The 16,722-nt window shown below is 40.0% G+C and carries 15 protein-coding genes; 9 read left to right on the top strand and 6 right to left on the bottom strand.

Annotation, left to right across the window (positions count from 1 at the left end; translation table 11 throughout):
- Positions 1 to 8: 8 nt before the first annotated feature.
- From BG00_RS11010 to sucD, 5 genes are all read left to right on the top strand, one after another.
- A complete protein-coding gene (locus BG00_RS11010; RefSeq protein ID WP_008112091.1) occupies positions 9 to 725 on the top strand; it encodes a succinate dehydrogenase iron-sulfur subunit in 717 nt (238 codons plus the stop codon).
- An 87-nt stretch (positions 726 to 812) separates the two neighbouring features.
- Complete coding sequence (gene sucA / locus BG00_RS11015; protein ID WP_036982600.1) at positions 813 to 3,632, top strand: 2-oxoglutarate dehydrogenase E1 component; 2,820 nt, start codon at positions 813 to 815, stop codon at positions 3,630 to 3,632.
- A 3-nt stretch (positions 3,633 to 3,635) separates the two neighbouring features.
- Positions 3,636 to 5,153 (top strand): 2-oxoglutarate dehydrogenase complex dihydrolipoyllysine-residue succinyltransferase, encoded by a 1,518-nt coding sequence (odhB, locus tag BG00_RS11020; RefSeq protein WP_036982603.1) that lies wholly within the window; start codon positions 3,636 to 3,638, stop codon positions 5,151 to 5,153.
- 176 nt (positions 5,154 to 5,329) lie between these two features.
- Complete coding sequence (gene sucC / locus BG00_RS11025) at positions 5,330 to 6,496, top strand: ADP-forming succinate--CoA ligase subunit beta (RefSeq protein WP_008464053.1); 1,167 nt, start codon at positions 5,330 to 5,332, stop codon at positions 6,494 to 6,496.
- The gene (gene sucD, locus BG00_RS11030; protein WP_024603036.1) at positions 6,496 to 7,368 is read left to right on the top strand and encodes a succinate--CoA ligase subunit alpha; all 873 of its coding nucleotides are present in this window, start codon (positions 6,496 to 6,498) and stop codon (positions 7,366 to 7,368) included. Before sucC ends, sucD begins: the two co-directional genes overlap by 1 nt.
- A gap of 78 nt (positions 7,369 to 7,446) precedes the next feature.
- Here sucD and BG00_RS11035 read toward each other — a convergent pair whose 3' ends face one another.
- Positions 7,447 to 8,517, bottom strand: coding sequence for a DUF3083 family protein (locus tag BG00_RS11035; RefSeq protein ID WP_036982605.1), 1,071 nt, complete (start codon positions 8,515 to 8,517; stop codon positions 7,447 to 7,449).
- Positions 8,518 to 8,731: 214 nt separating this feature from the next.
- Here BG00_RS11035 and glnS point away from each other — a divergent pair, with 214 nt between their 5' ends.
- Complete coding sequence (gene glnS / locus BG00_RS11040) at positions 8,732 to 10,396, top strand: glutamine--tRNA ligase (protein ID WP_036982606.1); 1,665 nt, start codon at positions 8,732 to 8,734, stop codon at positions 10,394 to 10,396.
- A 71-nt stretch (positions 10,397 to 10,467) separates the two neighbouring features.
- Here glnS and fur read toward each other — a convergent pair whose 3' ends face one another.
- The 5 genes from fur to BG00_RS11065 all read right to left on the bottom strand — a co-directional run bounded on the left by fur (position 10,468) and on the right by BG00_RS11065 (position 13,000).
- Positions 10,468 to 10,911, bottom strand: coding sequence for a ferric iron uptake transcriptional regulator (gene fur, locus BG00_RS11045; RefSeq protein ID WP_036982608.1), 444 nt, complete (start codon positions 10,909 to 10,911; stop codon positions 10,468 to 10,470).
- Between the two features lie 182 nt (positions 10,912 to 11,093).
- Positions 11,094 to 11,621, bottom strand: coding sequence for a flavodoxin FldA (gene fldA / locus BG00_RS11050; protein WP_036982610.1), 528 nt, complete (start codon positions 11,619 to 11,621; stop codon positions 11,094 to 11,096).
- Between the two features lie 13 nt (positions 11,622 to 11,634).
- Positions 11,635 to 11,913: a LexA regulated protein gene (gene ybfE, locus BG00_RS11055; RefSeq protein ID WP_008113775.1), complete on the bottom strand. Its 279-nt coding sequence runs from the start codon at positions 11,911 to 11,913 to the stop codon at positions 11,635 to 11,637.
- Between the two features lie 2 nt (positions 11,914 to 11,915).
- A complete protein-coding gene (locus tag BG00_RS11060; protein WP_008113777.1) occupies positions 11,916 to 12,137 on the bottom strand; it encodes a DUF2788 domain-containing protein in 222 nt (73 codons plus the stop codon).
- Between the two features lie 95 nt (positions 12,138 to 12,232).
- A complete protein-coding gene (locus BG00_RS11065; protein ID WP_036982613.1) occupies positions 12,233 to 13,000 on the bottom strand; it encodes an alpha/beta fold hydrolase in 768 nt (255 codons plus the stop codon).
- Between the two features lie 314 nt (positions 13,001 to 13,314).
- On the opposite strand from BG00_RS11065, the gene seqA reads away from it, so the two are divergent.
- The 3 genes from seqA (at position 13,315) to astE (ending at position 16,680) form a co-directional block, all read left to right on the top strand.
- On the top strand, positions 13,315 to 13,899 hold the full coding sequence (gene seqA / locus BG00_RS11070) for a replication initiation negative regulator SeqA (protein ID WP_036982615.1): 585 nt from the start codon (positions 13,315 to 13,317) through the stop codon (positions 13,897 to 13,899).
- A 9-nt stretch (positions 13,900 to 13,908) separates the two neighbouring features.
- Positions 13,909 to 15,546, top strand: coding sequence for a phosphoglucomutase (alpha-D-glucose-1,6-bisphosphate-dependent) (gene pgm, locus BG00_RS11075; protein ID WP_036982616.1), 1,638 nt, complete (start codon positions 13,909 to 13,911; stop codon positions 15,544 to 15,546).
- 81 nt (positions 15,547 to 15,627) lie between these two features.
- Positions 15,628 to 16,680: a succinylglutamate desuccinylase gene (gene astE / locus BG00_RS11080; protein ID WP_036982618.1), complete on the top strand. Its 1,053-nt coding sequence runs from the start codon at positions 15,628 to 15,630 to the stop codon at positions 16,678 to 16,680.
- Positions 16,681 to 16,722: the final 42 nt, after the last annotated feature.

Here is a 16,722-nt window from a genome sequence, read left to right on the forward strand (position 1 = left end):
GCGAGACGATGGCACAAGTACAATTTTCAGTTTATCGTTACAATCCGGATGTTGATAATGCACCTCGTATGCAAGATTATACTTTGCAAACTGAGGAAGGCCAAGACATGATGGTATTGGATGCACTTTTACTATTAAAAGAGCAAGATCCTACACTATCGTTTCGTCGTTCATGCCGTGAAGGCGTGTGTGGTTCAGACGGCGTAAACATGAATGGTAAGAACGGTTTAGCATGTATTACTCCTTTATCTACGCTGCAAAAAAATGGCAAAGGTAAAATCGTAGTGCGTCCATTACCTGGACTTCCTGTTGTTCGTGACCTTGTTATTGACATGAGTCAGTTCTACACTCAATACGAAAAAGTAAAACCGTATCTAATTAATGATGAGCCTGCTGCAGGTGAACGTCTTCAATCTATCGAAGAACGTGATAAATTAGATGGGCTTTACGAGTGTATTTTATGTGCATGTTGTTCTACATCGTGTCCTTCTTTCTGGTGGAATCCAGATAAGTTTATAGGTCCAGCAGGCCTTCTTCATGCTTACCGTTTCTTAGCTGATAGCCGAGACACAGCAACAGAAGAGCGTTTAGCTGACTTAGACGATGCATTCAGTGTGTTCCGTTGCCACAGTATCATGAACTGTGTTAGCGTTTGTCCTAAGGGTCTTAATCCGACCAAAGCAATTGGACAAATAAAATCTATGTTATTAAACCGCTCGGTTTAATTTCTAGTAGACGAAAGATGGCTAATAATTTATTAGCCATCTTGTTATATAACTATTAATTTCTGCGCTAAAAAAAAGGGCTTATAAATGCACGAAGGTGTGATGAAGGCATGGCTAGAATCTTCACATTTAAACGGCGGTAACGTTGCTTATGTTGAAGAGCTTTATGAAGCGTATTTAGACGATGCGACTTCTGTGCCAGAAGAATGGCGAGAAGTGTTCGAACAGTTACCAAAAGTAGATGGTGTGGATGTTGAAGTAAAACATTCAGAAGTTCGTTCACAATTTGCGGCGCTTGCTAAAAACAAGCATAGAGAAGTAGTGGTAGCAGAGGGCAGTGGTGGCGACCTTAAACAGGTTAAAGTACTGCAACTTATTAATGCTTTCCGTTTTCGGGGACACCAAAATGCAAACCTAGATCCACTAGGTATTTGGCAACGAGAACGTGTACGAGATTTAGAGCTAGAGTACCACGACTTATCGGATGCTGACTTTGACCGCGAATTTAACGTAGGATCGTTTGCCGTTGGCCGCGATACTATGCCTTTAGGTGAGTTATACCAAGCACTAAAAACCACTTATTGTGGTTCTATTGGCGCCGAGTATATGCACATCACATCAACAGAAGAAAAGCGTTGGTTACAACAGCGTTTAGAGTCTGTTCAGTCTAGGCCAAAATTTGATAAAAATGAAAAGCTACGAATCCTCAAGGGATTAACAGCGGCTGATGGTCTTGAAAAATATTTAGGGGCTAAGTTCCCGGGTGCTAAGCGTTTCTCACTTGAAGGTGGCGATGCGTTAGTGCCTATGTTAAAAGAGCTTATTCACCGTGCCGGTGAAAGTGGCCAAAAAGAAGCCGTTATTGGTATGGCTCACCGCGGTCGCTTAAATGTTCTTGTTAATGTGCTAGGCAAAAATCCATCAGAACTTTTTGATGAGTTTGCTGGCAAGCACAAAGAAACGTTAGGCTCAGGTGATGTTAAATACCACATGGGTTATTCATCAGATTTTGCGACTAAAGGTGGCAACGTGCACATGGCACTTGCGTTTAACCCGTCGCATTTAGAAATCGTAAACCCGGTGGTTATGGGCTCTGTGCGTGCACGTCTTGATCGTCTTAATGACAAAACAGGTAGCAAAGCACTTCCAATCACTATCCACGGCGACTCAGCAATTGCAGGTCAAGGTGTTGTTCAAGAAACGTTTAACTTATCGCAAACTAATGCATTTAGTTGTGGCGGTAGTATCCGTATTGTTGTTAATAACCAAGTTGGTTTTACAACAAGCAAAAAAGACGACGTACGCTCAACTGATTACTGTACTGATATCGCGAAAATGGTTCAATCACCAATTTTCCACGTAAACTCTGACGATCCTGAAGCGGTTGCTTTTGTAACGCAACTAGCGCTTGATTTTAGAAATCAGTTTAAACGTGACGTTGTGATTGACCTTGTTTGTTACCGTCGCCATGGTCATAACGAAGCTGATGAGCCTAACGCTACACAGCCAATTATGTACCAAAAAATTAAAAAACACCCAGTACCTCGCTTAATCTACGCGGATCAGCTGATTTCTGAAGGTTCTTTCACAGAAGATGAAGTGAAAGCGCTTGCAGATGATTACCGTAATGGTTTAGACGATGGCAACTGTGTTGTTGAAGAAATACAGCCAGAAACATCACACTCTTCAGATTGGGCTAAGTATGTAGGCCATGAATGGAGTGTTGATTACGATGCTAGCGTGCCAGTTGAAAAACTGAAAGAGCTTGGTAACATAGTTGCAAGTTACCCAGAAGAGTACAAAGCACAATCTCGTGTTAAAAAAATATACGATGATCGTAAAGCAATGGCTGCTGGCGAAAAACCACTTGATTGGGGTATGGCAGAAACTTTAGCGTATGCAACTATTGCAGCTGAAGGCACTGATATTCGTCTAACTGGACAAGATTCAGGCCGTGGTACCTTCTTCCACCGTCATGCGGTTGTTCATAGTCAAAAAGATGGTGCAACGTATTTACCATTACAGAACCTTAATGAAGACCAAGGTACGTTTGAAGTTTTTGATTCGGTACTGTCTGAAGAAGCGGTATTAGCATTTGAATATGGTTATGCAACTGCAGAGCCGACTTCATTAGTATTGTGGGAAGCACAATTTGGTGATTTCGCTAATGGTGCACAGGTGGTATTTGACCAGTTCTTAAGTTCAGGTGAGCAAAAGTGGGGTCGCTTATGTGGCTTAACCTGTTTGTTACCTCATGGCTATGAAGGTCAGGGTCCAGAGCACAGCTCGGCTCGTCTAGAACGCTTTTTACAGCTTTGTGCTGATCACAACATGCAAGTATGTGTGCCATCAACACCGGCGCAAGTGTACGCAATGTTACGTCGTCAATCAGTTAGACCACTGCGTCGTCCACTGATTGTAATGACACCGAAATCGTTATTACGTCATCCATTAGCAACATCGACACTTGAAGAGTTATCTCAAGGTGTGTTCCACAATATCATTGATGAAATTGATGAGATTGATGCTAAGAAAGTAGAACGTGTTGTATTTTGTAGCGGCAAAGTTTATTACGAACTATTACAAGAGCGTCGTAAACTTGAGCAAGACAATATTGCAATTGTTCGTGTTGAACAGCTTTATCCGTTCCCACATGACGAAATGAAAGCAATTATTGAACGTTACCAGCACGTTACTGATTTTGTGTGGTGTCAGGAAGAGCCGCAAAACCAAGGCGCTTGGTACTGCTCACAACATCACTTTGTTGATGCAATTCCTCAAGGTGCAAAATTGAAATATGCAGGTCGTAAGGCGTCAGCATCTCCTGCATGTGGATATATGTCAGTACATACTAAAGAACAACAAGCGCTCGTTGCCGACGCGCTTACTATAGAAAAGAAAGGATAAGCAATGAGCACAGAAATTAAAGTTCCTGTTCTTCCTGAGTCGGTTGCAGATGCTTCCGTTGCTACATGGCATGTAAGTGTTGGCGACAAAGTAAGCCGTGACCAAAACTTAGTAGATATTGAAACAGACAAAGTGGTTTTAGAAGTGGTTGCACAAAATGACGGTGTGATCACTGAAATTTCACAAGAAGAAGGTGCTACGGTACTTGGTGACCAAGTGATCGGTTTAATTGGTGATGCGCAAGAAGCATCACCTAATAAAGAGCCAAAAGAAGATAGCTCAGCATCAGAAAAATCAGAAGACGCGCCGGCGGCGCAATCAGCACCAGCATCAGAAGGTAAAGAAGTGGATATTAAAGTACCTGTACTTCCAGAATCAGTTGCAGACGCAACAATTGCTACTTGGCATGTTCAACCAGGTGACGCGGTAACACGCGATCAAAACTTGGTAGATATCGAAACAGACAAAGTTGTACTTGAAGTGGTTGCCCAAGAAGACGGTGTTATGGGTGAAATCATTCATGACGAAGGCGACACTGTTCTTGGTGAGCAAGTAATTGGTAAAGTAAAAGCTGGCGCTGCACCCGCTAAATCTGACGTTAAAGCAGATGCTAAAGCTGCCAAAGAAGAAAGCTCAAGCGACAGTTCAGATGTGTTAACGCCATCTGTTCGTCGTTTAATTGCTGAGAAAGGCCTTGATGCATCAAAAATCAAAGGTTCAGGCAAAAATGGTCGTGTGACTAAAGAAGATGTTGATCAATTCTTAAAATCACCTGCGCCAGCAGCAAAAGCTGAAGCCGCGCCAGCAGCACCTATGGGTGACCGTACGCAAAAACGTGTGCCTATGACACGTTTACGTAAAACCATTGCGAATCGCCTTCTTGAAGCGAAAAACTCTACTGCAATGTTAACTACATTTAACGAAGTTAACATGAAGCCAATCATGGATCTTCGTAAGCAGTACCAAGAAGTATTTGAAAAGCGCCACGGTATCCGTTTAGGTTTCATGTCTTTCTACGTGAAAGCAGTGACTGAAGCGTTAAAGCGTTTCCCAGATGTAAATGCATCAATTGATGGCGATGATATTGTTTACCACAACTATTTTGACATCAGCATTGCTGTTTCTACACCTCGTGGCTTAGTAACACCTGTACTTAAAGACTGTGACAAGCTATCTGTTGCAGAAATCGAAAAGGGGATTCGTGAGCTAGCGCTTAAAGGCCGTGATGGTAAGCTAACGCTTGACGATATGACCGGCGGTAACTTCACTATTACTAACGGTGGTGTATTCGGTTCGTTACTATCTACTCCAATTATTAACTTACCGCAGTCTTCAATTTTGGGTATGCACAAAATCCAAGATCGTCCAATGGCTGTAAACGGTAAAGTTGAAATCTTACCTATGATGTACTTAGCGTTATCGTACGATCACCGCCAAATCGATGGTAAAGAATCAGTTGGTTTCTTAGTAACCATTAAAGAGTTACTTGAAGATCCAACACGTTTACTGCTGGATGTTTAATTAAGTAGTATGAAATATAAGCTGTGAGTTAAAATCACAGCTTTTTTTTTGTGCCTATGGTCATACTGGGGTTTTCATGTAGCGCCATGAGATCTATACTAGGCATGCAATTTGGGATAGTTGTTTATTTGCATAAATATTCAACTCTTTTAATATAAAAAATTGGATAAAGCATCATGAATTTGCATGAGTATCAGGCAAAACAACTTTTTGCCGAATATGGTTTACCAGTTTCTCAAGGTTTCGCTTGCGATACACCTGAAGAAGCTGCAGCAGCTGCTGAAAAGATTGGCGGCGATATGTGGGTTGTTAAAACTCAGGTTCACGCAGGTGGACGTGGTAAAGCTGGCGGTGTAAAGCTAGTTAAAACTATCGACGAAGTTAAAGCGTTTGCAGCTAACTGGTTAGGTAAAAACCTAGTTACTTACCAAACAGATGAGAAAGGCCAGCCAGTTGCTAAAATTTTAGTAGAAAGCTGTACTGACATCGCTAACGAACTGTACCTAGGTGCTGTTGTTGACCGTGCTTCTCGTAAAGTTGTGTTCATGGCGTCTACTGAAGGCGGCGTTGAAATTGAAACTGTTGCTGAAGAAACACCAGAACTTATCCACAAAGCTGAGATCGATCCATTAGTAGGTCCTCAAGCTTACCAAGCACGTGAGCTTGGTTTTAAATTGGGTCTTAACCCAACGCAAATGAAACAGTTTGTTAAGATCTTCATGGGTCTTGGTAATATGTTCAACGATTTCGATTTCGCATTACTTGAAATCAACCCGCTAGTAATCACAGATGAAGGTAACCTTCACTGTCTAGATGGTAAAATCGGTATAGATGGTAATGCACTTTACCGTCAACCTAAAATCCGTGAAATGCACGATCCATCTCAAGAAGATGCGCGTGAAGCTCACGCAGCAAGCTTCGAGCTTAACTACGTAGCCCTTGATGGTAACGTAGGTTGTATGGTTAACGGTGCAGGCCTAGCAATGGGTACTATGGACATCGTAAACCTACACGGTGGCAAGCCAGCTAACTTCCTAGATGTTGGTGGCGGCGCAACGAAAGAACGTGTATCTGAAGCATTCAAAATTATCCTTTCAGATGACAACGTTAAAGCTGTTTTAGTTAACATCTTCGGCGGTATCGTTCGTTGTGACATGATTGCAGAAGGCATCATTGGCGCAGTTAAAGAAGTAGGTGTAACAGTACCAGTAGTTGTACGTTTAGAAGGTACTAATGCTGAACTAGGTCGTGAAGTACTTGCTAAGTCTGATCTAAACATCATCGCTGCTGAATCATTAACAGACGCGGCTGAAAAAGTTGTTGCTGCTGCGGAGGGCAAATAATGTCTGTATTAATCAATAAAGATACAAAAGTTATCTGTCAAGGTTTCACTGGTGGTCAAGGTACTTTCCACTCAGAGCAAGCGCTTGAGTACGGTACACAAATGGTTGGTGGTGTAAGCCCAGGTAAAGGCGGTCAAACGCACCTTGGTCTTCCAGTATTTAACACAGTACGTGACGCTGTAGAAGCAACTGGCGCAACTGCATCAGTTATCTACGTACCAGCACCTTTTTGTAAAGATGCAATCTTAGAAGCAATCGATGCGGGCATCGAGCTAATTGTTTGTATCACTGAAGGTATTCCTACACTTGATATGGTTGACGTTAAAGTTAAACTAGATCAAACAGGTACACGTATGATCGGTCCTAACTGTCCAGGTGTTATCACCCCTGGTGAGACTAAGATTGGTATCATGCCTGGTCACATCCACAAGCCTGGTAAAGTAGGTATTGTTTCTCGCTCTGGTACTTTAACGTACGAAGCGGTTAAGCAAACTACAGATGCTGGTTTTGGTCAGTCTACGTGTGTTGGTATTGGTGGCGACCCAATCCCAGGTACTAACTTTATCGACGTTTTAGAAATGTTCGAAAAAGACGACCAAACTGAAGCAATCGTAATGATTGGTGAAATTGGTGGTACTGCAGAAGAAGAAGCTGCAGAGTACATCAAAGCTAACGTAACTAAACCTGTTGTTTCTTACATTGCTGGTGTTACTGCACCAGAAGGTAAGCGTATGGGTCACGCTGGCGCAATCATCGCAGGCGGCAAAGGTACTGCTGATGAGAAATTTGCTGCATTAGAAGCTGCGGGCGTAAAAACTGTACGTTCACTTGCTGATATCGGTAAAGCACTTAAAGAAAAAACAGGCTGGTAATCAGCGGTTATTCTTTAAAAAAGGCTCGCAATTGCGAGCCTTTTTGTTATTTATAGCAAGAGCATAAAGCCCTTAATTTTAAAAGGGGTAACTGATATGCTGAAAAAAGCGTACAGCTAAATCTTGGCGTTGTTTATTAATTGCTAACTCATCACATAAGCCATGAATAGTTTTTTCTACTTGGTTCATAAAGCGACCATAGCCAATTTCATGTTTATTATGCTCAGCTGCCACAATGACAAAATGCAGCGTCTCTACTAGTTTATTTTCATCAAAAAATACTTTCATTTGTGGCGCTGAATCTTCTATATCAAAACTAATTTTTTGTAGTTCTTCATTTCCCTCATTTCGATCTACTTGGCTGTTGCGAATTATTGGCATTGCGCCATTAGCAACCATCGCAGCGTGCGTGAGTTTATTATCTTCACATAACTGGGTAAATAGTTTTGAAAAGTGAGAGTAGAATGGCTGGTAAGTCTGGCTGTTAATTTCACTCTGAAACTGCGTTTTAATATTACGTGACACTGGAATAGAGAAGGTGACATAAGTCATTTCAGCATGGCTACTAGGTATCGCGCATTGTCTGGATTGATAACGAGGGTATAAACTTCTTAGTTTATATCCATAGCTTTCTTTATTACCTTTTTCTTTAGCGAATAAATCATAGGTCAAATGTTGATGATCGCGCAGCTTAAAGCTTGGCTGGTCTAAAAATAACTGATCTTGTAAATGACTCAATACTTTTTGTACATTGGTATGAAATTGCGCAGAGTGGGCACGTATATCTTCACCAGTAGCTAAAAACAATAGGCGTATTTTTTTACTTTGCTGATTTTGTGTGTGATGTAGTTTATGCGCTTCATGGTAACGAGGGTTATAAAAAAACAACATTTGCTTATCGGTTTCAAGTTGGTAAGACTCATCATGAAATCTCACCACGGGGAGTTTGTCATTTGCGAGTAAATGGACATTATGCAGTTCATATTCATCACATAATGCAAATAACTGGCGCGCAATTCGTTCATAGCAAGTATTTATATTAGTGAAGTTTTTATAAAAATCGTCATTAGGTGTAATTTCAGCTAATAAGTAATGATTTGCACGTGCATTACTTGGAATATATATGCGGTGTTGATTTAATGAGGCCATCTTCGTTCCTTTAAGTTGGGGTTATTCATTTACTATAAATCGCTTTAATGACTTTAATATTGCGCTAAAACAAATTTTGCTCATAAACTATCCCTTATCTAACAAACTTTGGTAATAACTGCATAAACCCGCATCTATTACTGTATGTTAAGGTTGGTTTTTGTAATAATGCAGTAGTTTTGTTATCACGCAATATACAGAGGTTTATAATCCTATGGCGGAAATCGAGAATCGCCCAAATAACTTTATTAGAACCCGAATTGATGAAGATTTAGCAAGTGGAAAACATGCCACAACGCATACCCGTTTTCCACCTGAACCTAATGGCTTTTTACATATTGGCCATGCAAAATCAATTTGCCTAAATTTTGGTATCGCCAAAGACTATAACGGTTTATGTAACCTTCGTTTTGACGATACAAACCCAGAAAAAGAAGATATTAACTACGTTAATTCAATTAAAGAAGACGTACAGTGGTTAGGGTTTAATTGGGATGGTGAGATTAAGTATTCGTCAAACTATTTTGATCTGCTTTATGGTTATGCGGTAGAGCTTATTAATAAAGGCTTAGCGTATGTTTGTTTCTTAACTGCTGATCAAGCTCGCGAATACCGTGGTACATTAAAAGAGCCTGGTAAAAACAGCCCATACCGCGAAACATCACCTGAAGAAAACCTCGCATTATTTGAAAAAATGCGTAACGGTGAATTTAAGGAAGGTGAATGTGTCCTTCGCGCTAAAATAGATATGGCCAGCTCATTTATGGTGCTGCGCGATCCAATTATATACCGTATACGTTTTGCTAATCATCATCAAACAGCGGATAAGTGGTGCATTTACCCAATGTACGACTTCACGCATTGTATTTCTGATGCACTTGAAGGCATTACTCATTCATTATGTACGCTAGAGTTCCAAGATAACCGTCGTTTATATGACTGGGTATTGGATAACATCAGCCTTGAATGTCACCCGCAACAAATTGAGTTTTCACGTTTAAACCTTGAATACACAATTATGTCAAAGCGTAAGCTTAATGACTTAGTGGTTAATAAGCACGTAGAAGGGTGGGATGATCCGCGTATGCCAACCATTGCGGGTCTGCGTCGTCGTGGTTATACACCGGCATCTGTGCGTGAATTCTGTCAGCGTATCGGTATTACTAAGCAGGAAAATATGGTTGAAATGGGCATGCTTGAAGCGTGTATCCGTGATGACTTAAACGAAAATGCTCCGCGTGCAATGGCTGTACTTGATCCAGTGAAAATTGTGATTGAGAATTATGAAGCCGATAAAGTAGAAACACTTTCTGTGGCTAATCACCCAAATAAAGAAGAAATGGGTCGCCGTGAAGTGCCTTTCACGCGTGAAATTTTTATCGAACGCGAAGATTTCCGTGAAGAAGCGAACAATAAATTTAAACGTTTAGTGCTTGATAAAGAAGTACGCTTACGTGGTGCTTATGTGATTAAGGCAGAGCGTGTTGAAAAAGACGACAATGGTGAAATTACCACTATTTACTGTACTTACGATCCTGAAACATTGGGTAAAAATCCAAGCGATGGTCGTAAAGTAAAAGGGGTTATTCATTGGGTATCTGCGTCTGAGTCAGTGACAGCTGAAGTACGTTTATATGACCGTTTATTCAGTGTGCCTAACCCTGCAGCCGCAGAGGATTTTGAAAGCACGTTAAACCCAGACTCATTAGTGGTTATTTCTAATGCTAAACTTGAACCTTCATTGGCTAATTCTGTACCTGCACAAGGTTTTCAGTTTGAGCGTACCGGTTATTTCTCACGTGATACTAAATCAGAAAACCTGGTATTTAACCAAACGGTAGGCTTACGTGATTCGTGGGCTAAAATAGAGCACAAATAATATTGCTCTATTTTATAGTTATAAAAAAACCTGCTTAATCGCAGGTTTTTTCTATTAAACTAAATAGGCTTTTAACTATTGCTTTGCGCAAACGCTTTACACACGTCTTTATCTTCACATTCGCCATATAGGTAAAGAGAGTGATTGGTCAGCTTAATACCGTTTTCTTCAGCTATTTCAAGTTGACGACGTTCAATTAAATCATCTTCAAACTCAACAACCTTGCCACATTTTAAACACACTAAGTGGTCATGGTGAGTGCTGCCAGAAAGTTCAAATACTGACTTACCGCCTTCAAAGTGATGACGGCTCACAATTCCTGCATCATCAAATTGATTTAAAACACGGTAAACAGTCGCAAGACCAATTTCTTCGCCTAGATCTAATAAAACCTTGTAAACATCTTCAGCGCTTATGTGTTGGTTATCTGGAGATTGAAGAATCTCTAAAATTTTAATACGCGGTAAAGTTACCTTTAGCCCGGCTTTTTTAAGTTCCAAGTTATGATCAGTCATTAAATCTGTCTCAATTTTATTTAGTTATACTAGACATCTTGCAAGATGTACTCGTCACAATAACAGTTAGGATAACGTGCCTTAGCAGGAAGTGCAAAGAACAAGTGATCTATATCAATATTAACGCGGAAAATGCTAACTGTTTGATAATATTTTAAACAGTTAGCATTAAAAAGGGGGGATTAATCTGCTAACTCACTTAAGCACATTTCATCATATACCTGAGCACACCATTGCTTAACGCGCTGCTCAGTCAATTCTGGCTGACGGTCTTCATCAATACCTAAACCAACAAAATGCTTGTCATCAGCCATGGCTTTTGATGCTTCAAAATCATAACTGTCTGTAGGCCAATGGCCTACAACAATAGCGCCACGTTCTGTTACGATATCGTTAATCATGCCCATAGCATCTAAGAAGTATTCTGCGTAGTCTTCTTGGTCGCCACAGCCAAAAATAGCCACTAATTTACCTTCAAAGCTTATTTCTTCAAGTTCAGGAAAAAAATCATCCCAATCACATTGCGCTTCACCATAATACCAAGTTGGAATACCGAATAAGATCAGATCAAACTCAGCAATCTCTTCTTTAGAGCTTTTTGCAATGTCATGCACAGCAACGAGCTTTTTACCCAATTCTTTTTGGATCATTTTTGCTACGTGTTCTGTGTTACCTGTGTCACTTCCGAAAAAAATGCCTACACTTGCCATGGATTTAAACCTTTTATCTATCAATAGCCAATCTTTCTTGTAAAATTGTTTCGATCAACGCACTGCGGCTAATATTTTGTGCATCTGCCATATCACTCAGTGCCTGATACAGCTGTGACGAAACTTTAAATTCAACACGCTTTAAACCACGTGCCTTATCTCTTTTTATTTGATTACGTTTATTAACCTTTAACTGCATATCCCGAGGAAGGGGATTCGTTTTAGGCCTACCTGGACGTTTCTCGTATTCAAATAAATCAAGCGTTGTTCTATCTGTTTCTGACTTGGCCATGCTTAACCTACACCCGCACCTTGCCAAAATACCTGAATAAGTCCTTTGGCAATAAAGCCAGAGCAACCTAAAAAGAGTACCAGCCACACAATATAACGACCAAATTTAGGCACATTGCCGCTTTTCAGTACGTCTTTAATTGCCAAGCCGATAAAAATAAAAATACCTGCTAAGCCAAAATACAACCCTAAGGTATCAAATTCGTTAATAAACTGACTGACCATCGACGTATAACCTTTAAATTAGACGGCGCGTACTATAGCACATAAATCTTTAATTATTTAGTGTGATAAATCAAAAACACGCCATAAAAATAACATTAAACTGCAGTTAAAAAATCATTGATTGCTTTGTTTACAGCCTGTGGTTTTTGGGCATGTAACCAATGACCCGCACCATGAATAATTTTTGCACTGACGTTTTTAAATAGCGCATTAATCGCTTCGCGATGCTCGGTTAAAATGTAGTCAGAGTCATTACCTTTAATAAACAGAGTTTCGCACAAACAAGAATTATTTGCATTAATGTTTGCGACAATAGTTGAATATTTATCATCGAGCACAGGTAGATTAAACCGCCAAACAAAGTGCCCATCATCATTTTTATATAAGCTTTTTAATAAAAACTGACGTACACCTAACTCCTCTATATACGGTTGCATTACTAAATCAGCTTGCTTTCTATCACTAATATCTGCATTTTTTACTGCATTTAAAGCCTCAAGTATTTGAGTATGGCGCGCAGGGTAGCTCACAGGCGCAATATCAAGAACCACTAGTTTATCGACTAAATCAGTATGGCTCAGCGCTATTTGCATCGCCACTTTGCCGCCCATAGAGTGCCCAACCAGATGCGCTTTTTGTATATTTAATGCCGTCATTAAATCAACAACATCATTAGCCATTGCAGTATAATCCATTTCATCGCTGTGGGGGGAAAGGCCATGATTACGTAAATCAACGTTGGTTACACAAAAATGCTCGCTTAATGGTTTTGCAATCACATTAAGGTTTTCTAAAGAGCCAAACAGTCCATGGATCAAAATAACATTTGGACCTTGACCAATTTGTTTGTAATTTAATTGCATAGACGTCTCCTTCAATTTTGCGCATAGTTTGCCGAGCATTACCCTAAAAAGCAAAAAATACAGATATTATTTAAACGTTATGTACAAATATACCTAGCTCCCTGATTATTTGGTCGATATTAATTATTTATATGTTAAGGCAGTGAGGGTTTAAAAGTGATTTATACTCGTCATAGGTTTTAAAACTGGAGCAACTATTATTTGTAATAATGTCTTGCCTAAATCGCTTTTAATTCCAACGACGCTCGCATCTTGAGGTGATTTGGGTATAATCATATCGAAAGAAAAATGTGACCCGTAATGACAGGAAGAACATGAAACAAATCGACATAGACGACGAGTTATATCAGTACATTGCAAGCAACACACAGAGTATTGGTGAGAGTGCATCCACTATTTTACGTCGTTTATTAAATCTTAACGGCGAAAAAATTAACACCACTAAACAAGACACTGATCATAAAAATGAAACCGTTAGTGTGTCTAATTCACCATTAGAACAACCAATAGCAGACGTTGAACAGCCAACCCAAGTGGCAAAACCGCCGGTAAATAAAAAAAATGCAAACGTGTTTAATATTTTAAATAAAGAAGAATTGGCGATGCAAAAAGGCGTTGTAGGTCGTTTCTTATTTATTTTAAGTGCATTTTATCGAACCCATAAAACAGATTTCTCTGCGGTGCTAGATATTAAAGGTCGAGATCGTGTTTATTTTGCGACCAGTAAAGAAGACTTAGTGAATAGCGGTAGTAGTATGAACCCAAAAAATATCACTGACAGTGAATATTGGGTGATGACCAATTCTAATACCACGCGTAAAAAAATGATGCTGCATGAAGTTGCACTTAGTTTAGGCTATAGCAACGAGCAAGCTGAAAAAATTCGTGATTATCTTTAAGGAAAGACCATGGCAATTCATTCCGGCGCAGGTAAAACTGCACCACAATCGGCTTTAGTGAATGTACCAAAGTTAGTGTCTGCGTATTATTTAAATGAGCCTGACTTAGAGCAAAACCCCGAGCATTGTGTTGCATTTGGCACCTCAGGGCATCGAGGCTGTGCCTACGATGTAAAATTTAACGAATCACACATATTATCAATTACCCAAGCTATTTGTGATTACAGAAAACAGAACGATATATTTGGTCCGTTATTTTTAGGTAAAGATACCCACGCACTGAGCGAGGCGGCCTTTAACTCAGCAATTGAAGTGTTGGTTGCTAATGAAGTCCAAGTGATCACCCAAGAAAATGGTGACTTTACTCCAACGCCAGTTATTAGCCATGCTATTGTTAGCTATAATAAAAATCATCTAAATGAGCTTGCCGATGGCATTGTAGTGACTCCATCTCATAATCCACCAGAAGATGGCGGTTTTAAATATAACCCGCCCAATGGCGGTCCTGCAGATACAGACGTTACAAAATGGATTGAAGACAGAGCCAATCAATTATTATTAGAAGACTTAGTTGAAGTAGAACTGTTTCCTTTTGCTAAAGCTTCACGTTCTGGTTTTATTCGCTACGAAGACTTAATGACGCCTTATATTGATGATTTAAAAAACATTATTAATTTAAAAGCGATTAGCGATGCAGGCATCAAGATTGGTGTTGATCCATTAGGTGGCTCAGGCATTAACTTTTGGCCAGTGATTGCGCAAAAATATAATTTAGATTTAACGGTCGTTAATGACAGTGTTGATCCGCGTTTTGCATTTATGCCGCTTGATAAAGATGGCAAAATTCGTATGGATTGCTCATCACCTTATTCAATGGCTAATTTAATTGCCCTTAAAGATGATTTTGATTTATCGATTGGTAATGACCCTGATTATGACCGTCACGGCATAGTAACACCAGATGGGTTAATGAATCCTAATCACTTTTTAGCCGTAGCGATTGACTATTTACTAACGCATCGTGATTGGGATACCAGTGTTGAAATCGGTAAAACCCTTGTTTCTAGCTCAATGATTGACAAAGTAACTGAGCGCAACAAGCGTAAAGTAAAAGAAGTACCCGTTGGCTTTAAATGGTTTGTTGAGGGTTTAAACAAAGGCAAATTGGCCTTTGGTGGTGAAGAAAGCGCTGGTGCGGCTTTTTTACGTTTTGATGGCACCGTTTGGTGTACAGATAAAGATGGCTTTATTATGGGGTTACTCGCCGCTGAAATTCTTGCAGTTACGGGTAAAACCCCGTCTGCGCTGTATAAAGAACTAGAGCAAGAGTTTGGTGCGCCACTTTATAAACGCCTAGATGCGCCAGCAACGCCTGAGCAAAAGTCGCGATTAAAAGCACTCAGTGCTGATGACGTAAAAGCAGATACCTTAGCGGGTGAGCCTATTTTACAAAAGCTAACTCATGCGCCAGGTAATAATGCAGCTATTGGTGGGCTAAAAGTGGTAACTGAAAGCGGCTGGTTTGCGGCGCGTCCGTCAGGTACAGAAGATATTTATAAAATTTACTTAGAATCATTTAAAGGCGAAGAGCACTTAACCTTATTAGAAAAAGAAGCTAAAAAACTGGTTGATTCAGTGATTAGCTAATATGCAATTACAACTAAAAACGGCTGATTTTATCAGCCGTTTTTGTATCTATAATTTACAAAAAAAAGGGCTTTTATCGTTATGTCAGCCACTGCAGAATATATTAATCAATTAAAACAAGATGGTGATTTTTTAACGCTTTCGCGAAACCATGAATGGCATTTAGAGGCAGGTCAGTTTACGCTTAACAACCAGACTAAAGTAACCATTCACGATACCGGAGTGATTGAGTTTGAACCAGATTGTATAACGTCAAAAAATGTGGTGCTATCCAGTGCCATTCATGGCAATGAGACAGCCCCCATTGAAATTTGCGATGAACTCATTAAACACATTATTAGTGGGCAACTTGAATTACGACAGCGTGTTTTATTTATTTTTGGTAATCCTAAGTCAATTAATATTGGTAAACGATTTGTAGAAGAGAACTTAAACCGCTTGTTTAACGGCCACCACACTGTTGATGGTATAGCGATGAACGACGAACGCGTTCGCGCTGATAAACTTGAGCAATATGTTAGCGATTTTTATGCGCGTTCAGAGCAGGGTACGTATCGCTGTCATTATGATTTACATACCGCTATACGCGGTTCTAAAAACGAAAAATTTGCTGTTTATCCATTCTTACATGGCAAACCTTGGAAAAAGTCGCAACTGCAGTTCTTATTAAGCTGTGGTGTAAATACAGTATTGATGATGAAGTCGCCTGCTACCACGTTTAGCTACTATTCGTCGTTTGTGCATGGGGCTGACTCATTTACTGTAGAGCTTGGGCAAGTGAAACCCTTTGGTGAAAACGACATGTCACGCTTTGCAAAAACAAAACAAACTTTAACTGCATTAATTAGCCAAAAAGAAGTAAAATACCCAGAATTTAATGCAAGCGACTTTGAGTTGTTTTCTGTTCATCGTACTATTAACCGCACAGAGCAAAACTTTAGTTTTCCGTTTTCTGACGATGCCGAGAATTTTACAGGGTTTGCAAAGGGTGAGCTTTTAGCCACCGATGGCGATAATGCCATATATGCCGACGTAGAAGGGGAAGCAATTATTTTTCCTAACGCACAGGTTGCCATTGGGCAACGTGCATTACTCACGGTAGTCCCTATGCAAGTGGATAGCCGCTTTAGCTAAATCAACACATCAGACCACTTGTTATGAAAGTTTAACCAGCTG

It is taken from the genome of Pseudoalteromonas sp. SCSIO_11900 (genome assembly GCF_000576475.1).
GTDB classification, from domain to species: domain Bacteria; phylum Pseudomonadota; class Gammaproteobacteria; order Enterobacterales; family Alteromonadaceae; genus Pseudoalteromonas; species Pseudoalteromonas tetraodonis.

Excerpts from the sequence above, each read along its gene's own strand:
- BG00_RS11010 (WP_008112091.1), top strand. The coding sequence starts at position 9 with ATGGCACAAGTACAATTTTCAGTTTATCGTTACAATCCGGATGTTGAT.
- sucA (WP_036982600.1), top strand. The coding sequence starts at position 813 with ATGCACGAAGGTGTGATGAAGGCATGGCTAGAATCTTCACATTTAAAC.
- odhB (WP_036982603.1), top strand. The coding sequence starts at position 3,636 with ATGAGCACAGAAATTAAAGTTCCTGTTCTTCCTGAGTCGGTTGCAGAT.
- sucC (WP_008464053.1), top strand. The coding sequence starts at position 5,330 with ATGAATTTGCATGAGTATCAGGCAAAACAACTTTTTGCCGAATATGGT.
- sucD (WP_024603036.1), top strand. The coding sequence starts at position 6,496 with ATGTCTGTATTAATCAATAAAGATACAAAAGTTATCTGTCAAGGTTTC.
- BG00_RS11035 (WP_036982605.1), bottom strand. The coding sequence starts at position 8,517 with ATGGCCTCATTAAATCAACACCGCATATATATTCCAAGTAATGCACGT.
- glnS (WP_036982606.1), top strand. The coding sequence starts at position 8,732 with ATGGCGGAAATCGAGAATCGCCCAAATAACTTTATTAGAACCCGAATT.
- fur (WP_036982608.1), bottom strand. The coding sequence starts at position 10,911 with ATGACTGATCATAACTTGGAACTTAAAAAAGCCGGGCTAAAGGTAACT.
- fldA (WP_036982610.1), bottom strand. The coding sequence starts at position 11,621 with ATGGCAAGTGTAGGCATTTTTTTCGGAAGTGACACAGGTAACACAGAA.
- ybfE (WP_008113775.1), bottom strand. The coding sequence starts at position 11,913 with ATGGCCAAGTCAGAAACAGATAGAACAACGCTTGATTTATTTGAATAC.
- BG00_RS11060 (WP_008113777.1), bottom strand. The coding sequence starts at position 12,137 with ATGGTCAGTCAGTTTATTAACGAATTTGATACCTTAGGGTTGTATTTT.
- BG00_RS11065 (WP_036982613.1), bottom strand. The coding sequence starts at position 13,000 with ATGCAATTAAATTACAAACAAATTGGTCAAGGTCCAAATGTTATTTTG.
- seqA (WP_036982615.1), top strand. The coding sequence starts at position 13,315 with ATGAAACAAATCGACATAGACGACGAGTTATATCAGTACATTGCAAGC.
- pgm (WP_036982616.1), top strand. The coding sequence starts at position 13,909 with ATGGCAATTCATTCCGGCGCAGGTAAAACTGCACCACAATCGGCTTTA.
- astE (WP_036982618.1), top strand. The coding sequence starts at position 15,628 with ATGTCAGCCACTGCAGAATATATTAATCAATTAAAACAAGATGGTGAT.